Below are 25,685 nucleotides of genomic sequence, written 5' to 3' on the forward strand. Positions count from 1 at the left end.
GTATTTTCTATCAGATTGATTTTCTTTTATCCAATATATTTCTTATGTTAACGGCAAGGGAGGTTGGCAGCAGAGGCTTGTTCAACAAGGTATAATTATTTTGAAGAGCCCCTAGATGGGTTATAGCGTTATCAGTATAGCCGGAAATCAATATGACTTGTATATCAGGCTGATCCTGTTTGATCGCCTCGATCAACTGGGGTCCGTTCATACCCGGCATGATAACATCGCTCAAGATCATGTCTATTTTATTTTTTGATAATTTGCTGAGTTCAAGCGCCTCGGCGGAACAAGAAGCTGCCAGCGTCGTGTAACCGAGTGGCTGAAGGGTATCGACAATCATTTTGCGGATCGAATCGTCATCATCGACAATCAAAATGGTTTCATTGCCACGGGCTAACTCCAGACTCTCCTCTATAGTTGCCGCTTCAATTTCCTCGTTGACGATCGGAAAGTATATTTTAAAGCAGGTTCCATGGCCTAATTCACTATAGAGATTAATATGACCGTTATGCTGTTTGACAATGCCATACACAATAGCCAATCCCAATCCGGTTCCTTTTCCAACTTCTTTCGTGGTATAAAAAGGTTCGAATATTTTATCTCTTAAATCAGGATCAATACCCTCGCCGGTATCGGTAACACTGAGCATGGAATAATGCCCTTCTTTTAGAAACTTACCTTTCTGAGCATATTTACTATCAATATAAACATCACTCGTTTCAATAATCAGATTCCCTCCATGGGGCATGGCATCCCGGGCATTGACAACAAGATTCATCAGTACTTGGCCGACCTGACTGGCATCAGCCATGATGCTGCCTATTTTTTTCGACAGAAAAGTCTTTATCTGGATGTCTTCGCCAATAAGCCTGGAGAGCATTTTGGACATATCCTCAACAATTATATTGAGGTTTGTCACTTTCGTTTCCATTAACTGTTTACGGCTGAAGATAAGTAATTGCTTGGTGAGGGCGGAGGCCTTGAGACCGGCGTGATGGATGCTCTCTGCCATTTTAAAAATCGGATCCTCGCTATCAAGCTTCATACTTATCATCTGGCTGTACCCCAGGATAGTGGTCAGGATGTTGTTGAAGTCGTGGGCTACTCCACCAGCAAGACTGCCGACCGCTTCCATTTTCTGGATCTGGCGTATCTGCGATTCAAGCTTTATATTATTCAATCGAGAACCAATTTGCAGTGCGATTCCCATGAGTAAGTTCATATCTCTTTGCACAAGGGGTCGCTTGCTTACAATGTTGTCAACGGCGAGTATGCCAAGCGCCTCTTCATCATATATGATAGGGCAACAGATCATGGATTTGACTCCAATCTTCAAGGCAAACTCAAGGCTACGATTTGAAAGATCATCCTTTACTTCTTGGATGTCGTTCAGCAAAAATGGTTTTTTGTCTCTGAAAGAGACATAGAAAATCCCCCTAGATTGAGGGTTATCCAAATGAAATGATAAATTTTGCAGAAATTGTTCTTTATCCTTTTGGTAACCGAACCCAGCCTTATAGAGAAGTTTGGATTTATCATGGTTCGCCAACATGACAAGAATACGGTCATAATCTAAACGCTTATGAAGCAATTGTATAATCTCATCAAATAACGCTTCGTTCTCATATTGCGTTGCTAGAGTCTGAGCGATTTCATTAATAAGCAAGGAATTCTCATAATTGATATCGATTTGCTCAATGAGTTCGTCAGATGAATCTCTCAATGAATCGATAGTTCCGAGCAGATTTTTCGTTTCAACTTTATTAAGAAATAAGTTAAGCGTCAGAATGATTGTTATATAACCCGCATAAAATGGAATAACTTCCGAGAGAGGAATACGTGCAGTATCATTGGCTAATATATTGCCAAGGAATACAACGCAAAGAGCGCACAGCAACGCCACACCTATATTCCTAAGAGTTTTTAAAATGGTGACTGGTGACTTAGGCCAGGTAACAATATAACGACATTCTTTTCCACCTTTAAAGAGACACTCCGGATGGGCTATTTCAGAGGGTTTAAGTTTATAATAAGTGGACATCGCTTCAAAATAACCAATTCTGTTTTCACATTGAAATGGTTCTTCTTTGGTTCCAGGATATGGCGTAATAATTATTTCAACTTTATTTGAACTCAAAATATTTGCTTGACATTTTGAGGATTTTGTTATTAATGGAGCATATTTACTCAGTAATTCATAATATTTAACAGGTGTTATTAGAGCAAGAAGAGATCTTCGAATTGTATTTTCTGCTTCCGGAGATGAAGCGAAACGACCAGCCTCGCGAGCAATTTTCCTATTGCCAGTAAGTTCGACGAGTTTTTCATAAAAACGATTTATCTGTCTTTGGCTGAAAAAATGCCCTTTATCTTCGATTTGGTAAAGCTCCATCTCAGCATAATCCAAAAGTTCATCTATATTAATATAGCTGTACCTCTGTTTGATAAGCTTTAAATACAGATCTATCCCCCTGCTACCATACAGGGGTCTGTTTTCATCGTATTCTTTTATCATTATATGGTTTTTTAATCTTTAAGATTATCTAAACGCTTAATGATGTTTGAATAAAATAGTTCCGATTTCTTAGGGGCAGTTAGCCCATGAATAAATTCTAGATATTCGTTAAGATAATCTAGATTTAGCAACGCCAAAACGTATGTTTTTTCACTGGATAATTCAAGTTTTTCCATAACTGATTTAGGATAAAGCAAAATTGGGACTGTTTTATTCTCATAATATTTGACAACATTTGCTATTGCAAAATTATATGAGTATTTGCTAATCATATTTTGCTCTAATACAAAAAATTGAATACAGTTTGTTAACTCTGACATATTAATGCCAAAATCAGATATATTAACAATAATTACTGCCAATAACTCATCATCTTTTTTAAGAGAAAAAATTTTCTTTTCTCTTTTCAATCCAGCTTTGACATAGTCTTTACGAATCGACTCATCCATCAAAAATATTTCTGGATCGAGATCGAAGGCTTTTATTAATAAACCACCTGAAATTTGATCATACCAATATTTAAAAATTTCTAAATCTTCGATATCAGACTCACAAAATATCATTGATTCTGATTTTGGAATTGATTTCACATCGGGATGTAAATAAAAATATGCGAATTCATCAAGAGAACTTTTTTTAACATCTTTTAGGGAGCGAGCAGATTCACCAAAAACCCGATTCGCAAAACGGTTTTCAGGCCTAAAATAACATCCTATATAATTTATACATGCGGATGGCAGTGAATGGATTTCATAGATATATTGTAAAATATGATCCATCACGACTAATCCAGCCTTATGCTTATTTGATTTTACTGCAGCATGATGTTGGAGGAGCCAGGTTTTTTTATAATACCTGAACATGGAGACATGACCGTAAATTCTCCCTCTATCTTGATAAATTACATGGCGTGCAATTTCGGGATGTTCATGATAGAGCTTCTTATACACAGCGATAAATTTTTCTTTTTGTTCTGCTATGTGCACATATTTTGCAGGATAAACAAATCCTGTCTCAAAAAAGAAATCCCATAATGCATCGAGATCGATATTGTTACATTCAATATGGGAACATTTATTCTTTGCTTTATGGATCAAAGAGGAGAGTTTGATATGATCTTGCATATCCATGTCAAGAATCACCATGCCACACCTTACCACATCCTCTTTTGCTATTCGGTAAAGGACCTGAGCCTTGCAAACAATAGAAAGGCCATGAATAAGTTCGATTTCTAATTCGGGAATTATTAATCCAGGCAGCAGTACCGAAGTCTCACTATCCTCCTCCACAGAAAATCCAAGAGCGGAGATATCGTTTAATTCAAGTGTTATTTTTTTTTGAATTAATGGATGGTGAAATACAAGGTTGGGAAGGGGGGAAAGTACAAGCCGTTCAGTACGGTGTGCATAAAATTTTTTCTGCCTGATATCATCATTTTCATGCTTAAAGACCAGAATAGACTCGTTGGCATGTTTTTCATGACGAATGATCGTGCATTTGCCGGAGAAGATAAATTCTCCCTTGCACATCAATACTATGTTGGCTGAATTTTCCGTGTTGATTTCTAGATTGGCTTGAATTGATTGGGAACAATACTTAACGGCAAAGGATTCGGCACAAAAATTGATCAGTCTGCCGGTAACAACGCTTCCTTCCTGACTGATCTGTACTGAGACTTCTTTGCAAAGATGCCTTTTCACAGCACGCAACTTCATCTCATAAGAATATTCCGGGATCTCAACAATTATACCTGCATCATTGTAGTCCACAAGCTGCGCTTTAACCTCGATCTGGTTCAAGCCATCGTTAAAACTGAATCCTTCCAGATCATACAACTTCCATTTGCTCTTGATCCGGCCTGGTTCCGACCAAAGACATTCCAGAAAAGTGTTGTTACAAATTTGTGGCTTAGCCTTTATCAATATGTAATTATTATATTTTTTATGCTTAAATTTAAAAACGATATCACCGTTTTTAAAATTGATCCTATTCAAGGAATTTATCAGATTGGATCGGGGAATTTTCTTTCGTCTTTTTTCAACGTCAACCATATCCGAACTGCTGTCCAGATTCCAAAGCTTCTTAGACGATGTAATTTCCATGGGTTAAAAGGCCTGAAGGTATTCAAACTGCAATCGTTTATTCGATTAGTACCTGTTATATAACCATTTTTTTAAATTCGCCTGCGCAACTACCGAGTCCGTATCGCATATTCACACGAATTCAATCAGTTATACTTTTATACCTATTTTTTTTTAAATAGTCATCCAGAACTTGGGTTTGCGCCCGGTAAGTTGACACATCTGCTGAAACCAAGGCGTGGTGGGCCTTTTGGCGGAACATGCAAATTCGGCGTGTGTCTACAAGATCAGGCTGTCTCTGTCAGCTGAATGACCTGCGGTGGCACTTTAATCTTTAGTGATTTCAAGATGTTTATCGCATCTTGGGTCAACTCGTTGCGCATGAGCACACGGTATTTTAAATCAAAAAATTCTGTGATCCGGAGCATGTCCGGAGCCCTTTGAATATGATGCCAGGACCGGCCACATGCCGGCTCGGCGATCCTCTCGATGAGCAATGCCAGCACACAGATCTTCACATGGCTCTCAATCCGCCGGGATGCCCAGTGGTACATCGGTGTCAGCTTGATCTGGGTGCGCTTGAGCGAGCGGAAGCACCGTTCGATGACCATCAAGCCTTTATAGCCGCAGGCGGCATCTTCCAGGCCGATGGTGTCGTCATTGGTCTCGATCACCCATTTGCCGTCGTATTTGGCTGCCGCAACTATCTGCCGCTTGACCTCGGAGACGCTTGCCATGCGGCAGGCGAGGAGATACTTGCCGCAGGCTTTGGCCAACTCGGCTCGATTGTCCTCGGAGTTCATGCCCGAGTCGGCAACGAACATCGCCCGGCCGAGGTTCCAGCCTCGCAGATCGGCACGGACCCGCGCGACGGTGCCGACATCGGCGGTATTGCCGGGCAACACCCAGCTGCGCACCGGCACGCCTTCGCGGGTAACGGCCAGAGCCACCACGACCTGGGGCGCCCAGCCCCCTTCCTTGCCATGCCCGAATTTGCGCAGGGTAGCATTGGCGTCGGCATCCGAATCATCTTCGGCGTCGACATGGAAGGAAGCGGTCGTCGTGTCATAGAAGATCAGATCGACTTCCAGGTTGAACAGATTGGCGGTATTGAAAAACACCGTCTTCTCAACTTCATCGATGTTGGCATGGAGCAGGTCCATCGCCTCATACATATGCCTGAGTTTCAGGTTCTGGCAGGAAGGCAGGTGGACGGTGGACAGCCAGCGGTCCCAGACGCCGAGTTTCGATTCCGGATCGCACAGCCGGTTGGCGACCATGGCCAGCAGGGCGCGCTCGTACGGGACTTGGACCCCGGCGGTTTTCTCGAAAGTACTCGGCGACCGAGCCGTCCTTGTTGGTACGTTTTGTTGTTCGTAGATACATGCTTACATGAATAGCATCTTAATCCACTCTATGCAAAGATTAATTATCAATTCGTATGCCTACATAAAACAACCGGACCCTAACAACAAAAAAATTCAAGCAGCTGATTTTACATGATCCACGGTTTGTCCCAGGAGTAAAACCGGCCGGCTTTCTGCCTACTGGCCGCAAACCCAAGTCCGAAAGAAGATTGAAATGGGACGGAAAAAGATTTACCATCGTCGACACTGCAAATCTCGTTCAGTGCCTGGAATCAGCCGATTCAGGCAGTAAGGTTTCATACTCCACAGGAAGGGCTGCTCAATGCGTTCAGTCGTCATCAGCGGGACAGGTCTGTTCACCCCCCCTCACACCATTACCAATGATGAGTTGGTCGCCGCCTTCAACTCATATGCCGATGCCCACAACAACAGGAACAAGGATGCCATAGAACGCGGTGAAATCTCTGCCGCGCCGTATTCAAGCAGCGAATTCATCGAGAAGGCCTCGGGGATCAAACGGCGTTATGTCATGGTCAAGGATGGCATTCTCGATGTTGAACGGATGATGCCGATAATTCCCAGACGTGATGAAAATGACCAGTCTTTTACGGCCGGAATGGCTGTTGCCGCTGCGAAAGAGGCCATTGAAAGAGCTGGAAAGCAGCCAGCAGATATAGACCTGGTGATATGCGGCGCTTCAACGTCGGAACGGCCCTGGCCTGCAGTGGCGGTGGAGATCCAGGCGGCGCTCGGCTGCTCAGGCTACGCCTTCGATATGACCGTTGCCTGCTCGACCGCCACCTTCGCCATCTCTACTGCGATGGATGCCCTGCTGTCCGGCTCTGCACGTTGCGCCCTGGTGGTCAATCCTGAATTTGCATCCCCCCAGATCAACTACCGCGACCGTGACAGCCATTTTATATTCGGCGATGTCGCCACGGCCTGTATACTCGAGCTTGAGGAAACGTCGACAGCAACGCATCGTTTTCGAATCATCGACCGGCAATTGAAAACGTATTTCTCCAATAATATCCGGACCAGCGTAAACTTCCTCACCAAGGCCGAACCCAACATCACCTTGGAGCGATTCTTCGAACGTGATCAATTTTTCGCCCAGCAGGGCCGTAAGGTGTTCAAGGAATTGCTGCCGCTGATCTACACCCTGGTGGATGAACAGCTACAGAAAGAACAAATCGACATCAGAGAGATCAAGCGATTGTGGTTGCATCAGGCCAATATCAACATGAATCTGTTCGTCATCCGCCACCTGCTCGGTCGAGATGCAGGAGCCGATGAAGCGCCGGTCGTCCTGGATGAGTATGCCAATACCGCCTCAGCCGGATCGATCATCGCCTTCCACAAATACCATGATGATCTGGCTTCATGCGATAAGGGCATCATCTGCTCTTTCGGCGCCGGATATTCGATCGGCAGCCTGATCGTTGAAAAAATCTGAGCTTCTTCCTCGGTCGGGGCCAACGCGGGGAGAATCCCTATTCTTCCTGCTGCGCCCTCTGCACTGCCCCTTTGACTGACATCGCGTAGGGCTTGTATCCGCGAAGAAATTCCGGAATAGTATTCCTGGCATTGCGGGCAGCGGTCATCGTCGGATACTCGCCATAATACACGTATTGCACACCAGGATTTGATTCTCTCCTCAAAATGTAGAACTTGTCCGCCTGCTCCCGGTAATTTTTCTCACCCAACATCGACTTCAGTTTTTTCTCCGCATCACCAGATGTTATGACCATAAGGCGAACCGTATAACGATCATCCTTCAGGCCTGATAGCCAAGAAGCACCGGCAGCCACCCGACTGGTGTATATCTTGTCAACGCTATCGGTCCTCCTTGGTTTTTCGGATACCGGTACGGCTGCCTTGTCCGGGTCCGCCGCCTGTGGATTCTGTTCGGTTGAAGGTGCCAGTCGAGGCACCAGTTCCGACTCTTTTTTCTGCTCTACCGCCCTGATCGTAATCGGGGTAGCCGGCAGCTCAAAGGCATCAGGTTCATCTTCCTGCTTCAGGATTTTTATCCGCTGGCTGGTGATAGTACCGCGATTTGCACCAGCAAGCACCTCTCGGTGTTTGAAGACTTCCCGGGCCTTGATAATTGGAGGAACTATCGGACGTTCCGCAGTTGCATCGGCAGGCTGATTGGTTTCGGTAACCACGGCGACTTCCTGTCGTGTCAGCCCACTCTGTGATGCGGTATCGACAGCGATTGGCTCTGTAACCTCCGTCTCCACAGCAGACTCGGCTCTCCGGTCTGCTTCAACCGGCAGAGCTGGCCGTTTGTTTTCTTTTTCCACCTCCTGTTCGGGAATGTCTGCAGTCGAAGCTGCCAGTGGTTGTTTTTCCTCTGCTTCAGATCCAGATTCAGCGACAGGAATTTCAGGCTGCTGCGGACTCGCTACAACCGTCGGCTCAACGGAGTCAGCCGATGCGGTTTTTTCCGTTTCTGCAATTTCGGAAACCGGAATTTCCTGTTGGACTATTGGCTGTTGCTTTTCCTCTGGCTGAAGTCTGGTTCCGGCGGAGGGAGTCTCCGGTTGCTGCGGACTCGACACTACCACCGGCTCAGCAGGAGCTGGGATTCCAACTGGTGCCTGTTCTGCCACTTCAGGAGTTGGGGTTGGATGCGGCTGTTGTTCCCGCGAAATTGTTTCACCGATATGGACAACAGCGGCTTCTTCCTTTTCCTGTTTCTCCGGACCATTTTGTTCTATGGCCTCGGCATTGGGCTCAACCCGCTCCATCTCTTTAGGTTTTGAAATGACGATGGAAGTCTCGGAGTCCTGAACCGCTTCAACTTGAGGACCGACCGTTTTCTCCTCTGGACGGAACAGAAGAAAGACCAGAACAATACAGGCAGCACCACCTCCCCATGCAACGTACCGCCAATTGAGGGCAAATTTCGGTAGAACCACAGCTGGACGTTTCAGCCGTCGACGCGGTTTATCCTCCCTGATTTGCTTCTCCTGTCCATTATCTTCGACAGGGCTGAGCTGATCCTTGCCCTCGTATCCCCTCAGCAATTCATCGGCCAGGTAGTTGATCGACCGGAGATTACCCCGACTCGAGGCAAAAATCGCTGCAGCTGCCTTGCGATTGAAAAACGACCTTTTCTCCGACACTGCGTCAAGCATGGCGAATGTGAGATACTCATAGGTCTCGTCGTCTGTCAGCGGCTCGAGAGAGAAGTGCCTTTCCTCTGCCGGTTGGAAATTGCACAACGCCAGGTTTTTGAAATTTTGATGGAGACCGCTGCGACCGGACAAGACCATCTGGATGAAGATTCCGGAATGGTTGGCCAGGTCGAGCATTTTGCGAACCCGCTCCAGCGTGGCCAGGTAGATCCGCTCGGCTTCATCGAAGATAAGGAGCACGCGCTGATTGCGGTCATGCAGGTTCGATACGATGTTCTGCAGCAACCCGGCTCTATCTTTTGGAAGTTGATCAGTGGCCAGATCCAGTCTCTGAACTATCGCCTTCAATACGTCTTCGAATGAATCGGCCGTCCGGGGGAAATAGACAGTGGGATAATCGGGGTTGATCCGGCCCTCAAGCATCCGACACAATACGGTCTTGCCGCTTCCCTCGTCGCCGGTCAGGGTTACGATGGGAATACCGCCGGTCAGGGCGCTCACCATTCCATCGAGAACTTCCTGGCGCCTGCCGCCTGAAAAAAATCTTCCGGTTGCCGCAGATTCACTGAAGGGAGAATGCTCGAGCGGTAACTGCTCATGCTCACGGGAATCTTGTGTATCCATGAATATCGTTAATACGTGGAGCCTTTGGCATATTGTGATCGACCACCCTGCCAAGCCATTTGGACAGGTATTCACACCAGATTATTGGGTTCGGAAGCATCCGTTTAAAAATTATCAATTGTACCATGTCGAAGCAGGCTGGCGCATCTTTTTCTGCCCGAACACTTTCGCCATTTCCGACAACAGGGTGCGACAGGGTTGCCCGATATGCATCGGCCCGCTCCCATCTTTCCTCGGCTGCCATGTTGACTTTGCCGATAAAGGCAGGTAGTAGTGCGGGATGCCGGTATTTCGTTTATCCAAACAGGTCGTTTTCCCACCTCCGGAACTGGCAGAAGAGAGCGGTCTTCTCGCTGTCGGAGGCGACCTGAGCCCAGAAAGACTGATAGCTGCGTATAGTCGCGGGATATTTCCCTGGTACGGTGAAGGCGATCCGATTCTCTGGTGGTTCACTTCTCCACGCCTGGTACTCTTCCCGGCTGAGTTGAGGATTTCGCGACGACTGGCCAGATATGTGCGAAATACGGGCTTTCATGTCACTGTCGACACGGCATTCCCGGAGGTTATCGGCATGTGCGCCGATATCCGGACCGATGCACGACGGGAAACCTGGATTTCGACCGAAATGCGACAGGCCTACATTCGCCTGCACCATCTCGGGTATGCTCACTCCGTCGAATGCTGGAGCGACGGCGCCTTGACCGGTGGGCTGTATGGGATCGCGTTGGACCGGGTCTTCTTTGGAGAATCGATGTTCTCAGCAGTCAGCAACGCCTCGAAGATCGCCCTGATACACCTGGTCGCCCGGCTTCGGGAAAAGTCCTTTCAAATGATCGATTGCCAGATGACGACTCAGCATCTGCTGCGACTCGGGGCGCGGGAAATCACAGGTGAAAGATTCAGCGAACTGCTGTGCCAGTATATTCAATCAACAGCCCCAGACGGTAACTGGACCAATGACACGAAAAAAAAATCATGACCAATGCGCCGGATGCGGCCAGACAAAAGACCTTTTTCCGCTCAGCACCCAGATGTTCTGCCAGGGGTGCTGCGATCTCATCACCGGTGTCATCGACAATCCCGGTGACCTGGAGCGACTGCTGAAGATGGCAGAAACGAAATCCGAAAGCCGTCAGGCTGATGACGATCAACAGGCAGGGGAAATGAAAGCCCGGGAATTGCCCGACGTTCTCGATGCGGTCCGCTACCGGACGACCGATCGGGATCGCAATACCTGGTATGTGTCCGTCAGCGAGCTTGATGGCCACCCGGTCGAGATATTCGCCTCAACAGCATTCGACCGCGATCAGCATCTGCAGTCCCGCATCTCCAACCTGACCACCATCACCCGGCTCATTTCCCTTATTCTTCGCCACATCTTTCTGGGTGAACGCCTGACCCTGGAAAAGACCCTGACCCAATTGAACCGGAGTTCACGACAGAGGAACGATCTCCCTGAGATGCTGGCCCAGGTGCTCAGCCACTATACGAAGAAACAGAATCTGTATTCAGAAAGGGATGTTGAATCGCCGTAGATAAATAACCGTAACCACGGATCGTCGTTACCGGCATAAGGGGTCGTACGAAATAGTTGAATTTGTAATGGTTATTCCATGATGGCCCCTAACTTTCAAGATAGTACTCGAATGGAATCGCGGACCTGTCGAAATATCTGAGGACACGCGAGAGGACATGGAGGTCAGGGACGGAAAATATCATCTCCCATGACGGATGCAGGGAGGAATAGCTGGCGAGAACCTTCAGGTTGATGAGTTCCATCTCCTCCGGCAGGGCGTTCAAAACATCCATCACCTCCTGTCGTGAAGCCTTGAGGATGTACAGAACCTGCCGCTTGTTAACCTGGGTTTCTCTCAGCTTCCAGGTGATATTTACCGCATCTTCGCGTTGGAATTTGATCTCATGGAGTCGGCTGCATTTCTTGTGATGGACGGAGAGCCCCTTTTCCGTCAGCAATGCGCAGTTGTCCTTCGCCGTCGGATTCGGTTTACAGCAGGATGAAAGCTTGACCGACACCGGGTCAAGCGTCGTCAACTCAATCCGGTTGAAGGCTCCAGTCGGAGTGACCAGCGGAGAGATCCCGCCAAAAAGATCTTCCTTGATCCGATCGATCACCTCGCGCAGTCGCAACCTCCCCTCGCCGATGCGGATGAAGAGATCCTCAATGTTTTCAACAGCAATTTTTCCCAAAAGTTTCTGAAAGCCATCGCCGGCAAGGATATCGAAAGGAATTCCATAGCGCAGCATCTCCTGTCGCAGGAGAGAGTAACCAACTTCCTGTGACACCTTCCTGCGCCGGAGCCGGAAGCTCTTCGCCAACTCGGCACGGGTACGGGGAGTCTTGCAGTCATTGAGGATCTTGGGGTCGAAGTGGACCGGGGTGTCAGATCGAATAATCCTCACCATATCACCATCATACAGGATGTGATCTGGCGGTACCCGCTTGTTTCTGATCATCGCGCCAAGGCATGTGGTACCGATCTGGGTATGAACCCGGAAGGCAAAATCGAGCACGGTCGATCGGAACGGCAGGCAGACCAGATCCCCCTGTGGGGTGTACGTATATATCTCCTTCTTCCCGCTGGCAGCGATGACATCCCGATAGGAGACGAAATCCTCAGATCCCAGCACATCGAACATCTCTTGGATTTCTCTTATAAATTGCCCCTGTTTCCCCGACTTGGAGGTCCAGTTGCGAATCAACCCGCGTTGGGCCTGGCGGGCCATTTCCCGCGTGCGGATCTTGAACAGAAATTTCTGTCCTTTGATGATCGCCCGGGCATGCAGTCCCTGGTACCCAGTGGGTTTCGGGTTGGCGATAAAATCCCGGACAGTCCGCGGGATAGGGCGGAAGGTCTGGCTGACGACCCCGAGAGCATGATAACAGGACATCGTATCCTCAACGACGATCAGGATCTCCATCGGCGTGTCAATCCGCTTGAGCAGCAGCCGATTGCTCATATCATAGTAGGCCCATAGTTCCTTGACCCTCACCGTCACGTCACAGACGACATGATATTCCTGAGCCTGTCGCTGCAGTTCGGCAACAATCTCGCCGCCTATCGGATCCTGCATCAATTGACGGATATGTCCTTTAAGCTTGGCCCCCTGCTTCGGGAACTTATATGAAAGGGCCAGGTTGTACATCTCGCGCTTCAGGTTGAACAGGCCGAAGATCGTGGCGAGCGGTGCATAGATATCGATGGTCTCGTCGGCTATCCGCTGCCGTTTCCTCTCCGGCAGGGCCTTGAGGGTGCGGAGATTATGCAGTCGATCGGCGAGCTTTACCAGCATAACTTCCGGTCTGAGTGCCGCCCCGGAGAAGATTTTGCGGTGGGTGCGCCTGTGGTCCAGCTGGCTGTCGCCGGAAACATGGGTTACCTTCGTGCACCCCTCGACGATGGCCTGGACGTAGGAACCGAATTTCTGCCCGACCACCTCTGCAGTGACCTCTTCAACATCTTCTACAGTATCATGCAGGAGAGCGGCGGCGAGGATCTCGGGGTTGAGAATATCCATTTCCTCGGCAAGGATTTTCGCCACAGAACAGGGATGATAGATGTAGGCATCACCGGACTTGCGCCACTGGTCAAAATGCGCCGACGTAGCGAAATCGAGGGCTTCCCAGAACACCGGCGCGCCGACGGACCCGGCGAGCAGAGTCTGCATCTGGTTGCGATACGCCTCAAGATCGAAGGGGATGCGTCGCATATTTTCCTGATTGCGAGATGAAAAAGCAAAACAGGACAAGGGGCATTCGATCCCTTGTCCATCGTATTTCTTTGCCTGTATTCCGCGCCCTATGCTACACTGAATCACAGATATGCAAAGCTGGATGCCATAATCCTACATCAGTCTAACAAAAAACAAATAGCGGGGGAATCAAAAATACCGATGGCCAGGAAAAGACCCATTAACAAGGCAGGTTCCCAGCGGCCGCGACTCAAGGAAAGGCGACTTTCCCCCGAATCTCCCGTATCGATCGAAAACGATATCCTCGCCTTCTTATACCAACACGGCGCCCCGGCCGCGATCACCGAGCTGATGGCTGGACTCGCCCATGGCCAGGCAGAAAAAAACGACCTGGAAACCGCCATTGAAAGCCTGATTGCCGATAAACTCGTCAAAAAAAGCGGCAAAAGGGAATACTCCCTCTGCAAGCATGCACCGCTCTATGAGGCCGTCCTTGAACAGAACCCACGGGGATTCGGATTCGGGGCGCATTGTACCAGCACTGTCGACGCGCCGGCACTCAAGCGGGATCCTTTTATATCCGCATCTCGAATGAGGTTGGCCCGGCAGGGGGATCGGATTTTGATTCGGGTCCACCGAACACGCAGCGATGAACGGCCGGAGGCCTCGGTCATAAAGATCCTCGCCCGGGGAACCAAGCGATTGGCGGGTTTTTTCATCCGGGACCGGACCGGCTGTCATATCGTTCCCGAGGATATCCGTTTTCCTTTCACGGTCTCTGTTGATGCTGGGAAATATACGGATGTCGGCGATGGCGAAGTCGTTATCGTCAGGATAGACGAGAGCGACCAATCCTACGGAAACTTCAGGGGAGAGATACTTGAGATCCTCGGTCCGGCAGACAATATTGATGTCCAGATGCGGCTGGTGATCGAGAAATACAAAATCCCGTATGAATTCAGTGAGAAGACGGGAAAGGAAACCGCCGCCCTGACGGACGAAATTACCCCGGAGCCAGGCAGGGAAGACCTGCGTGATATCCTTCACATGACGATCGACGGAGAGACGGCTCAGGATTTCGACGATGCCATCGCCGTGATCAAGACCAAATCCGGTTTCCGGCTCTATGTCTCAATCGCCGATGTCAGTCATTTCGTTCCTGCCGAATCGGCCATCGACCATGATGCCTACGAGAGAGGAACATCCATCTATTTCCCAGGCAGAGTCATTCCCATGCTGCCGGAAAAACTCTCGAACAATCTCTGCAGCCTGGTGCCCGATCAAGACCGGCTAACCCTCACCGCCATCCTCAATTTCGATCGCCAGGGCACATTGAAAGAAAAACGTCTGGCGCGGTCAATCATCCGCAGCAGGCAGCGGTTTACCTACACAACCGTGCGCAAGATCCTGGTTGACCAGGACAAGGAGACCCGAAATGCCTTCAAACCTTTTCTCACCCCTCTCAAGTGGGCTGGCGAACTGGCAAGGGCCCTGCACCAGAAACGGAGGGACCGTGGCGCCCTCGGCTTTACCCTGCCGGAGGCAGACATCGAACTCGAAGAGGATGGGCGGATCAGATCAATCAGAAGGGCTGAACACAATTTCGCCCATCAGGTAATCGAGGAGTTCATGCTGGCGGCCAATGAGGCGGTGGCCGCCACCTTCACCGAGCAACAAAGGGCAATCCTCTATCGCATTCATGAACTGCCGGCCCCGGACAAGGTCGAGGAATTCAGCATATTCGCCAAGACCCTCGGGCTCCAGTTGCCGAAAGTGGAAAACAGTCCGCACTGGTTCGCCAGGGTCCTCGACCTCTGCAGTGGCAGTCCGAAGGAGTACATCGTCAACAATCTCCTGCTGAGAACCATGCAGCAGGCGCGGTACTCGCCGGACAACGTCGGCCACTTCGGGCTCGCCGCCACCGACTATACCCATTTCACCTCGCCGATCAGGAGGTATCCCGATCTGATGGTCCACCGCGAGGTCTGCCGATTGATCAAGCTACAGCACGACAAGGGGACATCCCACCGGAAACATTTCAACCTCAAGGAGGCCGGTGATTTTCTATCGTCCCGCGAACGGATCGCCATCAGCGCCGAACGCGAAATGACCGACCGTTTGAAAATGATCTTCATGGAAAAGCATATCGGTGAAACCTTTGACGCAGTGATCTCAGGCGTCACCGACTCGCTTCTCTTTGTCGAACTGCTACAGCTGTTTGTCAACGGAGCCGTCGCTGTCGAGGACATGGAGGGTGAGCATTTCTTCCATGATCCCCGACAGCATCGTCTTACAGGTGAAATCAGTCGAAAGGTGTATCAGATCGGCAATCTCGTTCGAGTGATTTTGGTCGATGTCGACAGATCGCGAAAACGGATCAATTTCAAACTGGCTTCTGACAAGGAGGAAATACCTGGATAGAACAGAACAGACTGTTACAGCTGGGAAAAACAAAAACAGCCCTACTGCATTTCCAGCTTGACGCTAACGGATATTTCTCATAAATAATCCGGATACGATCTATAGTCAATTTCATCTCCATCGCAAGGGAGACTTTTCGATATGGAAGAGAAAAACCTGATCGAATTTTTTTTCGGCAGTCCATTTGCCCAAGGTCTGACCCTTGGTCTTATCCTCTGCATCGTCGTATATATCCGCGGCTTTCTGCGGCGGCGCGAACTAACGAAGGAAGTAGACCGCCTGCGAGCTCATTTGCATACCAAACTCGAAATTGATTCAGCCGACAATGAACGTCGGAAAAACGAGATGAACGCCCTCCGGCAGGAACGCGACAACCTGCGCATTACGGTGCAATCTTTGAACCAAAAACCGGGTCGAAAAGAGATTCGCCAGTACTTTATTTACCAGACGGCCCTCGATATCATGTTTGAGAAAGCGCCCGGGTTCGCCCCTGCCTGGCAGATTACCCTCAAGGAAGCCGAAAGCCGATTTGAGAAATCGGAACGCGGAGTCGTTCCCCTGCTCAAACGCCTGATGCCGACAACCCCAGACAAGCAGGCGGAAGAATACGAAAAAATCAGCAGACTCAGCATCGCCGACACTGTCCACAAATAGTGGAATCGCGATCCAGGGTCCCCCTGTCCTTTGCAGTTTCGTCGCTGACGTCCGGGTACGGCATCATAACCAGCCATATTCGTCAGGCGACAGTTGGTAATCTGAAAAAAGGATAAATATATCAATTAGATCATTATTTCGATGCCCCTGCATATTGTTAGGGCTATTGTGGATATTTTCAGACTTTTTATGCATATCGACACCTCATTGCTCGACCATTTCGCCATCGTCCTCGTCAATCCGAAATTTGCCGAAAACATCGGGGCCGCCGCCCGTATCGCTTACAACATGGGGCTTTCCCGCCTCATCATCGTTCGGGACAGCATGCCCGATCACGAAACTATGGCGAAAATGGCAACCCACAAGGCGGCTCATCTTCTCGACACCATGGAAGTGCACGCCACTCTGGAGCAGGCCCTGGCACCTTTTTCCATCGTCATCGGAACGACCGCCCGGCGGGGACGGCAACGCCTCCTCGAGAAGAATCCCCGAACAGTGGTCGAAGAACTGCTGCCGCAGATAGCCTCCAATCAGATCGCCTTTGTCTTCGGGCCGGAAAATTACGGCCTGTCCAATGACGACCTGAAATACTGCCAGATGACCTCCGCCATCCCTACCGCCGATTTTTCTTCTCTGAATCTCGCCCAGGCCGTGGCAATTCACTGCTACGAACTTTATTATGGCGTCATCCATGCTCAAAAAGACATGAAGCCCTCCCCTCAATACGCCTCGACCTTCGAACTGGAGGGGATGTACAGCCATATTGAGTCTGTCCTTCTGCAGATTAATTTTCTCCACGAAAAAAGCCACCTCTACTGGATGAACAATATCCGCCAGTTCCTCAACCGGATGCGCCTCACATCCAAGGACTCCAATATCCTCAGGGGTATATGCCGTCAGTTTCTCTGGCACCAATCCCATACCGACGCCAAGCAGTCACAGGAAGACAACCCCACATGACCGGTCCACTGCCAAATCTCGAGAACGTCCCTTCGAACAAGTTCTATCCCCCCCACATTGATGTATCACGGTCTCTGCTCAGGACTGGACTCCTCACCGCACGGCTGAACGATGCACTTGTTTCCGACAAGGCCGTCGTCATTGAAGCACAGGCCGGCCAGGGAAAGACCGTCCTGATCGCCCAGTTCCTGACATATCACCGGCTCAACCATATATGGTACCAGATCGGGCCCGAAGATGCCGATCCCTTCTGCGTGCTGTCCTCCATTCTCTTCAATCTCAAGGAAAGATATCCGGAGTTTACCGGCACCGAACTCGAATCCATTCTCCGCAACGGTAAGCTGGATTCTCTTGATATCCAGAGATGTGCCAACATGCTGCTCCATGAGATCGATAAACGTCTCCCCCACAATCTCTATATCGTCTTTGACGATATACATCTCCTTGCCGGAAGCGTCCTGACTAACACCCTGTTTGAGCACCTTATTGATACATCACCTCCAAAATTGAGATTTCTTTTGGCCAGCCGGTTTCCTCTGCAGTTGAAGTGCAGGATCCTGCGCAACAACATTTCAATCTGCCGCCTGAGGACAGAGGACCTCGCATTCACTCGAGCAGAGATTGAAGAGTACTTGACATCCGTACTGAAGAGGAAGCCTGACCAGAAGCGTGTCGAAGGGATCCATCGCGTTACCGGTGGATGGATCATGGGCGTCGTCCTCGCCGGCCACGCCAGCGAGAGCTGGGACAAATTACCGCCGCAGACCGCCGCCTGCGGCTCGATGTCGCCTGTAGAACAGCAGTATTTATTCGATTTCTTTCGGGATGAGATCTTCGCTCATATCCCGGCAGAACTGCATAACTCCCTCCTGAAACTCTCCTTCCTCTCCGACATTCCTCTCCAACTTGCACGGATAATTTCCGGGCGAGGGGACATCGACTCGGTTCTTACCGACCTGGTTGCCCAGAACCTCTTCCTCTACCGGCAGGAGAGACATCAACAGACCTTCCGCCTGCATCAGCTGTTCCAGGAATTCCTGCAACAGCAGGCTGCAACCCGGCTCTCGCCTGACGAGTTGAGGCGAATACGAATCAGCGAAGCAGAATATTATCTCCAACAGGGAATCGAGGATAAAGCGATTCTCAGTTACATTCAGGTCGGTGATTTCACCGCTATAGAATCAGTACTGATCGAAAGGGGGGCCGATCTCCTCAACCGGAATACCATGTTCAGCATACTCTCCGCCCTCGATTCAATACCCGAGGCTACCATTCTTCGTTACAGTTGGATTGCGCTCTATGTCGGTCTGCTGCGGGTCGATCTCATTCCGTACACCACCTTGCCCTTCTTTGAGGCCGCCCGAACCGCATTCATTCGCGCCGGTGAGGAAAAAGGGGAGATCATGAGCCTGGCAATGATCGTCTATTACCACATTATTGTGTCGGGTGACTATCGCGCCGGCGCCACCCTATTGCCGCGCCTGGACGAACTCCTGCTGAAAAATGCGGCAACACTTCCTCTGCCGATCAAGAACGGGGCAGCCCGCAGCCTGGCATTCGGTTTTTTCCTCTTTGCCGGGAAAACCGAAAAGGCCCATTCCTGCCTTGCATTTCAGGGTTCCCAGAAAGGGAGACAGCAGCAATCGGCCATCGCCAGGGGACGATTTATCCGGGGTTATATCGAAATGTTTACCGGCAGTCATGCCGTATATATGAAAGAAATAGAGGCCTGTTCCGCCCTCCTCGGCCATCCGCTGGTGGGCATGTCGGACAAGCTGATTATTCGAATACTGCTCCTCTGCCACTTGTCGATGATCGGCGACCAGCTCAATTTCTCGGCGGAACGTCAGGCGATCGAGCGGATATTCACCCCCAAGGTACTGGAGCGCACCATTGCGGCACTGAACATCCATGCCTGGGAGAGCAGCAATCTCTTTGCGATCGGCAGGACCGCCGAAGCCATGGAGATTCTCGAACTGGGGTTGGCGATCGCTGCTCGGAAAACGACACCGTATATTCGAAGCCAGATCCTACAATGGAAGGCCTTCGGCCATGCGTTGCTTGGCCAGCGTGATAAAGCGCTGAGCGCTATCGAGCGGTCTGTCCATTTGCGCCATGAGGCCGGAGGTTCGATCCACCAGACCTTCAATAAGATAATCGCCGGGGCGGTTTACTCCCGCCTGGGCCTGGCAAACCAGGCGGAATTCTGCTTCGAGCAAGGACTGGAAGAAGCGCAAAGCATACGATCTCACTACTTTCTCGCCTGCACCCATCTCAATCGAAGCTACCACAAGCTTGTCACCACCGGGCCGGAATCAGCGTTCGACGACCTTCGGACCGGACTGGCGCTGATGAGAATGCACCAGATCGAGCATTTCTGGACCTGGGAACCAGCCATGATGACCCGACTCCTGTCACTTGCGGCAGCAAACGATATTGAAAAGGATTTTGTCACCTCCCTGGCGCAGAAGAAGCTCGATATCTCATTAACCGACGCCGGGCATGTGATGCCGCAGCTTCATTTTTTCCTGCTCGACCATTTCCATATCAGCCTCGGCGGCCGAACTCTCTTCCAGGCCAGCAATTTTTCGCCGTCGCAACGCGAGTTGCTGGGCATCCTGCTTACCACCAAAGGGCAGCAGATCAACCAGGAGCAAGTCCAGCTTGCCATCTGGCCCGACACCCCTCCAGTGAATGCCAGAAGAAGCTTCGACACCCTCCTGACCCGACTGCGAAATCGGATTGATCCTGCTCTGCCTTTCTCAGCCAAGCTCTATCTGGTCCTGAAAAAGGGAATACTCGAACTCGCTCATTCGCAGACAGATGCATTGCAATTCATCGCGGCGGCCAGGACCGGGCTCCGTCATGCCCGGTCCAGGGAATGGTGGCAGGCCGGCAACGCCTTCCGAACGGCCTTCAGCCTGCTCAACGGATTGTGGCCCGAGGATATCTTCTGCAGCGAAAAAGCGGTATCCCTGAATGATCGGATCATCAGCACCCTGATCGAAGCGACCCACTCCTGGGCCGCCATTATGATCAGGGCCGGAGAGATTGAGGAGGCGATTTCCCTCGTTGAACGGTCCGTGCACCTCTATTTTTACGACGAGCGATTGGTCAGCCTGCTCTATGCCCTGTACCGGGAGAACAACAACCATCTCAAGGCCGGGGATACCCTCGAACGCTACAGGTCGGCATTGAAGAGGAACAAATACACGGAGGAAGAAATCGATGATCTCCAGGACGAGATCGTCTCGTTTTCCCTCGGGCAACTGGTCGACCTGACCACCTGAGCCGTTGTATACAAATAACCGTAGCAATGGAGGGTCGTTACCGGCACAAGGGACCGTAACGAAATGGGTGAATATGTGATGGGTAATTCGTGACGGCCCTTAAGTATCATCTCCGTCGAAACTGTTGAACCCTCTGAGTGGACATCGATCGCACAGGGGACTTGTCTTTTTGCAGAAATGTTTGCCAGTCATGACGATAAGTGCATGAAATTCGTTATATAAATCGATATCTCGGGGAAGACGACTCTCGAACACCTCCTGGAGACTGTGATAATCGCTCTCTTCCGCGACCAGACCATGGCGGGAGAATATCCGATGGGTGTAGGCATCGATCACGAAGACCGGATGCCCTCCGGCGTACAGGAGGATCGAATCGGCGGTCTCCGGTCCGATCCCCTGGACGGAAAGCAGGTTCCGACGGGCCCTTGCCGTCTGGTCGGCAAGCAGTCTGTCGAGGTTCCCGTCATAGTTGTCACGGATCATCGCCAGAAGGTTCTTCAACCGTCTGGCCTTGATATTGTAGTACCCCGATGGCCTGACATACTCCGCCAGTATCTCCGACGGCAGCTCCAGTAGACTGTGGAAATCGAGCACACCGGCGGCCTTGAGGTTGATAATCGCCTTCCTGACATTCCCCCAGTTGGTATTCTGGGTCAGGATCGCCCCGACCATGATCTCGATGGCCGTCTCTCCCGGCCACCATCCCTGGGCGCCGAAGTGTTCGAACAGCCTGGCATATACCTCGATAAATGCATTACACCCCCCCACGGTTGGATCCTCCTCACGAGAGCGGCATTTCAACGCCACTGTCGCCGAGGCAGATGCCGATCTCTCGGGCCGTCAGGACCTTGTCGTCATCGAGGCTGACCTTCTTCCGGGCCTTGATCGCCTCGGCGATCGGCACGGCGATCATCTGTGAATTGCTCAGAGCCACCATGTGGCCGAATGTCCGCTGCTCGATCAGGCGAACGGCGGCGGCGCCAAAGCGCAAGGCCAGCAGGCGGTCGAATGTCGTCGGCGACCCGCCACGCTGCAGGTGGCCCAGCACCAGCGACCGGGTATCCTTGTCCGTCCGCTTGCGTATTTCGCTGGCAACCCATTCGCCGACCCCGCCAAGGATCACCTCTTCCCGACCGAGCTCACCGCTCCCTTTATTGAAGGCCCTGCCGTCAGAGGTCACCGCCCCTTCGGCGACAACAACAATGGCATAATGTTTATCATGAAGGGCATTGTCGGCGATTTTGTCACAAACCTGCTCCATATCGAAGGGGATCTCCGGAATGAGGATGACATCGGCTCCGCCGGAAATACCGGAATACAGCGCAATCCATCCAGACTCACGTCCCATCACCTCGACCACCATCACCCGGTCGTGGGACTTCGCCGTCGAGTGCAGCTTGTCGATGGCCTCGGTTGCCGTGGCCACGGCCGTATCGAAACCGAAAGTGCGCCTGGTGGCCATCAGATCGTTGTCGATCGTCTTCGGCACGCCGATGACCGGCATCCCCTTCTGGGCGAAGCGATGGGCGATCTCAAGACTGCCGTCGCCGCCGATGGCGATATGGCAATCGAATTTCATTCGATTGAAATTTCGAAGAATCTTATCCGAGATATCGACAATCTGGATCTCACCGGCGAGGTTTTCAACCGGTTTGGAAAACGGATTGCCCTTGTTGGTCGATCCCAGGATCGTACCGCCGGTAGCGTAGATGCCCTCGACATCCTTCAAGGTAAGGCGAACCATCTCATCGACATTCATCAACCCGCCATAACCGCTGCGGCTGCCGTATACTTCCCATCCTCGTCTGTAGCAGGAATGGACCACTGCATAGATCACCGCATTCAGGCCGGGGGCATCGCCTCCGCCGGTGGAAATCACGATCTTTTTCATACTGTTCTCCGGGTTGTACTCCGTAGATGGGTTCGGTGTCGCCTGGCGGGTTGGAATGGCGTCGGGAGTCTTTCAATCGGCTCCGCCAGATAGCCCGACAAAGATGGTTTTTCTTGTTTTGTCTTTGTAATGACGAGGACTTTATCATTCCATATTTTGGCAAGGCAAGGAAAAACAACATACACCGACCGCTTTTCCTTGCCATCGCCGACAAATTTCTTTATCGATGGTAGGCGAGTCATAAGGAATTTTCGAGGAATGGTCAATTGACTTCTCTCCGGGCTCATCTTACTATGTCGTAAACGAACCGCTTCCCCGCGGAAGCACACATGACAACCGCAGACAATCCCTTTAGCCATAGAAGATAAGGAGGCTTTTACATGTCTGAATTCAGCGTCACAACACTGGCAGTGGAAAAACTCAAGGAGTACATGGAGCAGAATAATATAGATTCCGCCCTCCGTGTCGCTCTGATGCAGGGCGGCTGATCCGGCCCCTCCCTGGGATTGGCTCTGGATGAGCCAAAGACAAATGACAAGGTATACGAGAATGATTCCCTCAAGTTCCTGGTCGAAGAAGGCCTGCTTAGTACCTGTGGTTCGATCAAGGTAGACTTCATCGATGCCGGCCCTCGTTCCGGTTTCGGCATTACCTCGGCCAACCCGATCGGGGGTGGCGGTTGCAGCTCGGGATCGTGCGGATCCGGCAGCTGCGGCTGATAACTTTCACAGCGTCTGTCGTCATTTCACCGGAGAATCATTGATCTGGTGATTTCAGGCAGATTCAGCATTCAGCAGGGCGGATCTCTCTCAACAGACCCGCCCTTTTTCTTTTCAGATCAATTACTTCTTCAAAATCCCTTCTTGACTGGCCCCGCATCAATCCTTAGCTTGTCTGTACCCTTGAAGCTCAAAGCAAACACTTTGCATCTCAACAGGATACAGCATCGGAGGATAACATGCAGTTTGACAAATTCACTCTGAAATCTCAGGAAGCAATCCAGGCAGCGCAGCAACTGGCTCAGGATAATTCCAACCAGGAGATCCATCCTGCTCATCTCGTCAAGGCCATCCTGGTCCAGCCAAACGGCTCGGTCGTGCCGGTGTTGCAGAAGATGGGAGTCGATCCATCGCTCATCCTCATGGGCGCCAACCGGCTGATCGAACAAATCCCCCGGGTCTCGGGCAGCGGCGCCGGACAGGTTTACGCCTCGCCGGAACTCAAACGGGTCCTCGACTCCTCCTTTGCGATTGCCACTCAGATGCAGGACGCCTATGTCAGCCAGGAGCACCTCTTCCTGGCCCTGATCCGTGACCAGAAAAGCAGTGTCGCGGCGATGCTCGCCCAGTACGGCATCGACGAGAAAAAATTCCTCGAGGCCTTGCAGACCATCCGCGGTGAGCATAGGGTAACCGATCAGTATCCCGAAGAAAAATACCAAGCACTTGAAAAATACGGCCGCAACCTTACCGACATCGCCAAGCGCGGCAAGCTCGATCCGGTCATCGGCCGCGATGAGGAAATTCGTCGGATCATCCAGGTCCTGTCACGCCGCACCAAGAACAATCCGGTGCTGATCGGAGAGCCGGGGGTCGGGAAGACCGCCATTGTCGAGGGGCTGGCGCAGAGGATCATCAACGGCGACATCCCCGCAACGCTGAGGAACAAACAGGTCATCACCCTCGATCTCGGCGCGCTGGTCGCCGGCGCCAAGTACCGCGGCGAATTCGAGGACCGGCTCAAGGCCGTTCTCAAGGAGGTGGAAAAGCGCGCCGGTGAGATCATCCTGTTCATCGACGAGATCCACACCCTGGTCGGCGCCGGGGCCGCCGAAGGATCGATGGACGCTTCCAACATGTTGAAACCTGCCCTGGCACGTGGCGAACTGCATTGTGTCGGGGCGACGACCCTCGACGAATACCGGAAGTATATCGAGAAGGACAGCGCCCTCGAACGCCGGTTCCAGCCGGTCCTGGTTGTCGAACCGAGCATCGAGGACACCATCGCCATTCTGCGCGGCATCAAGGAGAAGTATGAGGTCCACCACGGGGTGCGGATCCAGGATGCCGCCACCGTCGCCGCCGTCATGCTCTCCAACCGCTACATCACCGACCGCTTCCTGCCCGACAAGGCCATCGACCTGATCGACGAGGCGGCATCGAAACTGCGGATCGAGATCGATTCGATGCCGCTGGAAATCGATGAACTGGAACGTCACAAAATTAAACTCGAGATTGAGCAGGAAGCCCTGAAGAAGGAAACCGACAAGGCCTCCCAGGAACGACTTGGTGAAGTGAAGAAAAGACTCGCCGAGCTCAACGAGCGTCTGGTGGCGATGCGAGGCCAGTGGACCCTGGAGAAGGATACCATCCAGAGCATCCGCAAGATCAAGGAGACCATGGAGGCGGCCCAGGTGGAGGAACAACGGGCGGAAAGGGCCGGCGACCTGAGTAAGGTGGCGGAAATCCGCTACGGACGGATCGTCCAGTTGCAGAAGGATCTGGAAGACGCCAACAGGAAACTGCAGGAGATTCAGGCCAACCACAGGATGCTGAAGGAAGAGGTCGGCGCCGAGGATGTGGCGAGCGTCGTCGCCAAATGGACCGGAATCCCCGTGGACCGTCTGCTCGAAGGGGAAAAGGATAAACTCGTCCACGCCGAAACCAACCTGAAGAAACGGGTCATCGGCCAGGATGAGGCCATCGTTGCCGTTGCCAATGCCGTGCGACGGGCCCGGGCCGGACTGCAGGACCCCGACCGCCCCCTCGGCTCCTTTCTCTTCCTCGGTCCGACCGGCGTCGGCAAGACCGAATTGGCCCGGGCGCTGGCCGATTTCCTGTTCGACAGCGACCAGGCGATGATCCGCATCGATATGTCGGAATTCATGGAGAAACACTCGGTAGCCAGGTTGATCGGCGCCCCGCCCGGTTATGTCGGGTATGATGAGGGCGGATATCTCACCGAGGCCGTCCGCCGGCGGCCCTATGCCGTCATCCTCCTCGACGAGATTGAAAAGGCACAC

General features: G+C 51.4%; 17 protein-coding genes and 1 pseudogene (1 of these 18 cut by a window edge). 9 read left to right on the forward strand and 9 right to left on the reverse strand.

Features of this window, described 5'->3' with window-relative positions; translation table 11 throughout:
• Nucleotides 1-10: 10 nt before the first annotated feature.
• The 3 genes and pseudogenes from ACWGKN_RS18615 to ACWGKN_RS18625 all read right to left on the reverse strand — a co-directional run.
• On the reverse strand, nucleotides 11-2,518 hold the full coding sequence (locus ACWGKN_RS18615; RefSeq protein WP_452095771.1) for an ATP-binding protein: 2,508 nt from the start codon (nucleotides 2,516-2,518) through the stop codon (nucleotides 11-13).
• A gap of 11 nt (nucleotides 2,519-2,529) precedes the next feature.
• The gene (locus ACWGKN_RS18620) at nucleotides 2,530-4,569 is read right to left on the reverse strand and encodes a hypothetical protein (RefSeq protein WP_424254460.1); all 2,040 of its coding nucleotides are present in this window, start codon (nucleotides 4,567-4,569) and stop codon (nucleotides 2,530-2,532) included.
• Between the two features lie 317 nt (nucleotides 4,570-4,886).
• Nucleotides 4,887-5,924 (reverse strand): annotated as a pseudogene (locus ACWGKN_RS18625) (IS1634 family transposase); the annotation flags it as partial.
• Nucleotides 5,925-6,288: 364 nt separating this feature from the next.
• Between ACWGKN_RS18625 and ACWGKN_RS18630 the strand changes: the two are divergent.
• The gene (locus tag ACWGKN_RS18630) at nucleotides 6,289-7,422 is read left to right on the forward strand and encodes a beta-ketoacyl-ACP synthase III (RefSeq protein ID WP_035233724.1); all 1,134 of its coding nucleotides are present in this window, start codon (nucleotides 6,289-6,291) and stop codon (nucleotides 7,420-7,422) included.
• A gap of 37 nt (nucleotides 7,423-7,459) precedes the next feature.
• Here the strand turns inward: ACWGKN_RS18630 and ACWGKN_RS18635 are convergent, their stop codons facing one another.
• Together ACWGKN_RS18635 and ACWGKN_RS18640 are read right to left on the reverse strand one after the other, a co-directional pair.
• Nucleotides 7,460-9,736, reverse strand: coding sequence for an AAA family ATPase (locus ACWGKN_RS18635; protein WP_452095772.1), 2,277 nt, complete (start codon nucleotides 9,734-9,736; stop codon nucleotides 7,460-7,462).
• The gene (locus tag ACWGKN_RS18640; RefSeq protein WP_452095773.1) at nucleotides 9,714-9,980 is read right to left on the reverse strand and encodes a hypothetical protein; all 267 of its coding nucleotides are present in this window, start codon (nucleotides 9,978-9,980) and stop codon (nucleotides 9,714-9,716) included. The genes ACWGKN_RS18635 and ACWGKN_RS18640 overlap by 23 nt, the downstream gene beginning before the upstream one ends.
• A 36-nt stretch (nucleotides 9,981-10,016) precedes the next feature.
• Here ACWGKN_RS18640 and aat point away from each other — a divergent pair, with 36 nt between their 5' ends.
• Nucleotides 10,017-10,715, forward strand: a complete 699-nt coding sequence (gene aat, locus ACWGKN_RS18645; RefSeq protein WP_424253560.1) for a leucyl/phenylalanyl-tRNA--protein transferase — start codon at nucleotides 10,017-10,019, stop codon at nucleotides 10,713-10,715.
• Nucleotides 10,693-11,271, forward strand: coding sequence for a TSCPD domain-containing protein (locus ACWGKN_RS18650; RefSeq protein ID WP_052160332.1), 579 nt, complete (start codon nucleotides 10,693-10,695; stop codon nucleotides 11,269-11,271). The genes aat and ACWGKN_RS18650 overlap by 23 nt, the downstream gene beginning before the upstream one ends.
• An 88-nt stretch (nucleotides 11,272-11,359) precedes the next feature.
• On the opposite strand, the gene ACWGKN_RS18655 is transcribed toward ACWGKN_RS18650, so the two are convergent.
• A complete protein-coding gene (locus ACWGKN_RS18655) occupies nucleotides 11,360-13,465 on the reverse strand; it encodes an HD domain-containing protein (RefSeq protein WP_035233722.1) in 2,106 nt (701 codons plus the stop codon).
• Between the two features lie 183 nt (nucleotides 13,466-13,648).
• Here ACWGKN_RS18655 and rnr point away from each other — a divergent pair, with 183 nt between their 5' ends.
• From rnr to ACWGKN_RS18670, 3 genes are all read left to right on the forward strand, one after another.
• On the forward strand, nucleotides 13,649-15,868 hold the full coding sequence (gene rnr, locus ACWGKN_RS18660; RefSeq protein ID WP_452095774.1) for a ribonuclease R: 2,220 nt from the start codon (nucleotides 13,649-13,651) through the stop codon (nucleotides 15,866-15,868).
• A 141-nt stretch (nucleotides 15,869-16,009) separates the two neighbouring features.
• Nucleotides 16,010-16,522: a hypothetical protein gene (locus ACWGKN_RS18665; protein ID WP_035233721.1), complete on the forward strand. Its 513-nt coding sequence runs from the start codon at nucleotides 16,010-16,012 to the stop codon at nucleotides 16,520-16,522.
• A 189-nt stretch (nucleotides 16,523-16,711) separates the two neighbouring features.
• The gene (locus ACWGKN_RS18670; RefSeq protein WP_452095775.1) at nucleotides 16,712-17,482 is read left to right on the forward strand and encodes an RNA methyltransferase; all 771 of its coding nucleotides are present in this window, start codon (nucleotides 16,712-16,714) and stop codon (nucleotides 17,480-17,482) included.
• A 65-nt stretch (nucleotides 17,483-17,547) separates the two neighbouring features.
• Here ACWGKN_RS18670 and ACWGKN_RS18675 read toward each other — a convergent pair whose 3' ends face one another.
• Nucleotides 17,548-17,964 (reverse strand): hypothetical protein, encoded by a 417-nt coding sequence (locus ACWGKN_RS18675; RefSeq protein WP_424256066.1) that lies wholly within the window; start codon nucleotides 17,962-17,964, stop codon nucleotides 17,548-17,550.
• 150 nt (nucleotides 17,965-18,114) lie between these two features.
• Here ACWGKN_RS18675 and ACWGKN_RS18680 point away from each other — a divergent pair, with 150 nt between their 5' ends.
• Nucleotides 18,115-20,772, forward strand: coding sequence for a BTAD domain-containing putative transcriptional regulator (locus ACWGKN_RS18680; protein ID WP_452095776.1), 2,658 nt, complete (start codon nucleotides 18,115-18,117; stop codon nucleotides 20,770-20,772).
• Nucleotides 20,773-20,871: 99 nt separating this feature from the next.
• Here the strand turns inward: ACWGKN_RS18680 and ACWGKN_RS18685 are convergent, their stop codons facing one another.
• Nucleotides 20,872-21,540: an endonuclease III domain-containing protein gene (locus ACWGKN_RS18685; RefSeq protein ID WP_035233718.1), complete on the reverse strand. Its 669-nt coding sequence runs from the start codon at nucleotides 21,538-21,540 to the stop codon at nucleotides 20,872-20,874.
• Nucleotides 21,541-21,553: 13 nt separating this feature from the next.
• Nucleotides 21,554-22,663, reverse strand: coding sequence for a 6-phosphofructokinase (locus ACWGKN_RS18690; protein ID WP_035233717.1), 1,110 nt, complete (start codon nucleotides 22,661-22,663; stop codon nucleotides 21,554-21,556).
• Between the two features lie 380 nt (nucleotides 22,664-23,043).
• Between ACWGKN_RS18690 and ACWGKN_RS18695 the strand changes: the two genes are divergently transcribed.
• Complete coding sequence (locus tag ACWGKN_RS18695) at nucleotides 23,044-23,382, forward strand: IscA/HesB family protein (protein WP_424256061.1); 339 nt, start codon at nucleotides 23,044-23,046, stop codon at nucleotides 23,380-23,382.
• Nucleotides 23,383-23,621: 239 nt separating this feature from the next.
• Nucleotides 23,622-25,685, forward strand: partial view of an ATP-dependent chaperone ClpB gene (clpB, locus tag ACWGKN_RS18700; RefSeq protein WP_035233716.1) — the 5' portion only. The gene runs 540 nt beyond the window's last position; 2,064 of the gene's 2,604 nt are visible here — the first part of the coding sequence; its start codon is at nucleotides 23,622-23,624; its stop codon lies beyond the right edge, outside the window.

The organism is Desulfoprunum sp., assembly GCF_053613775.1.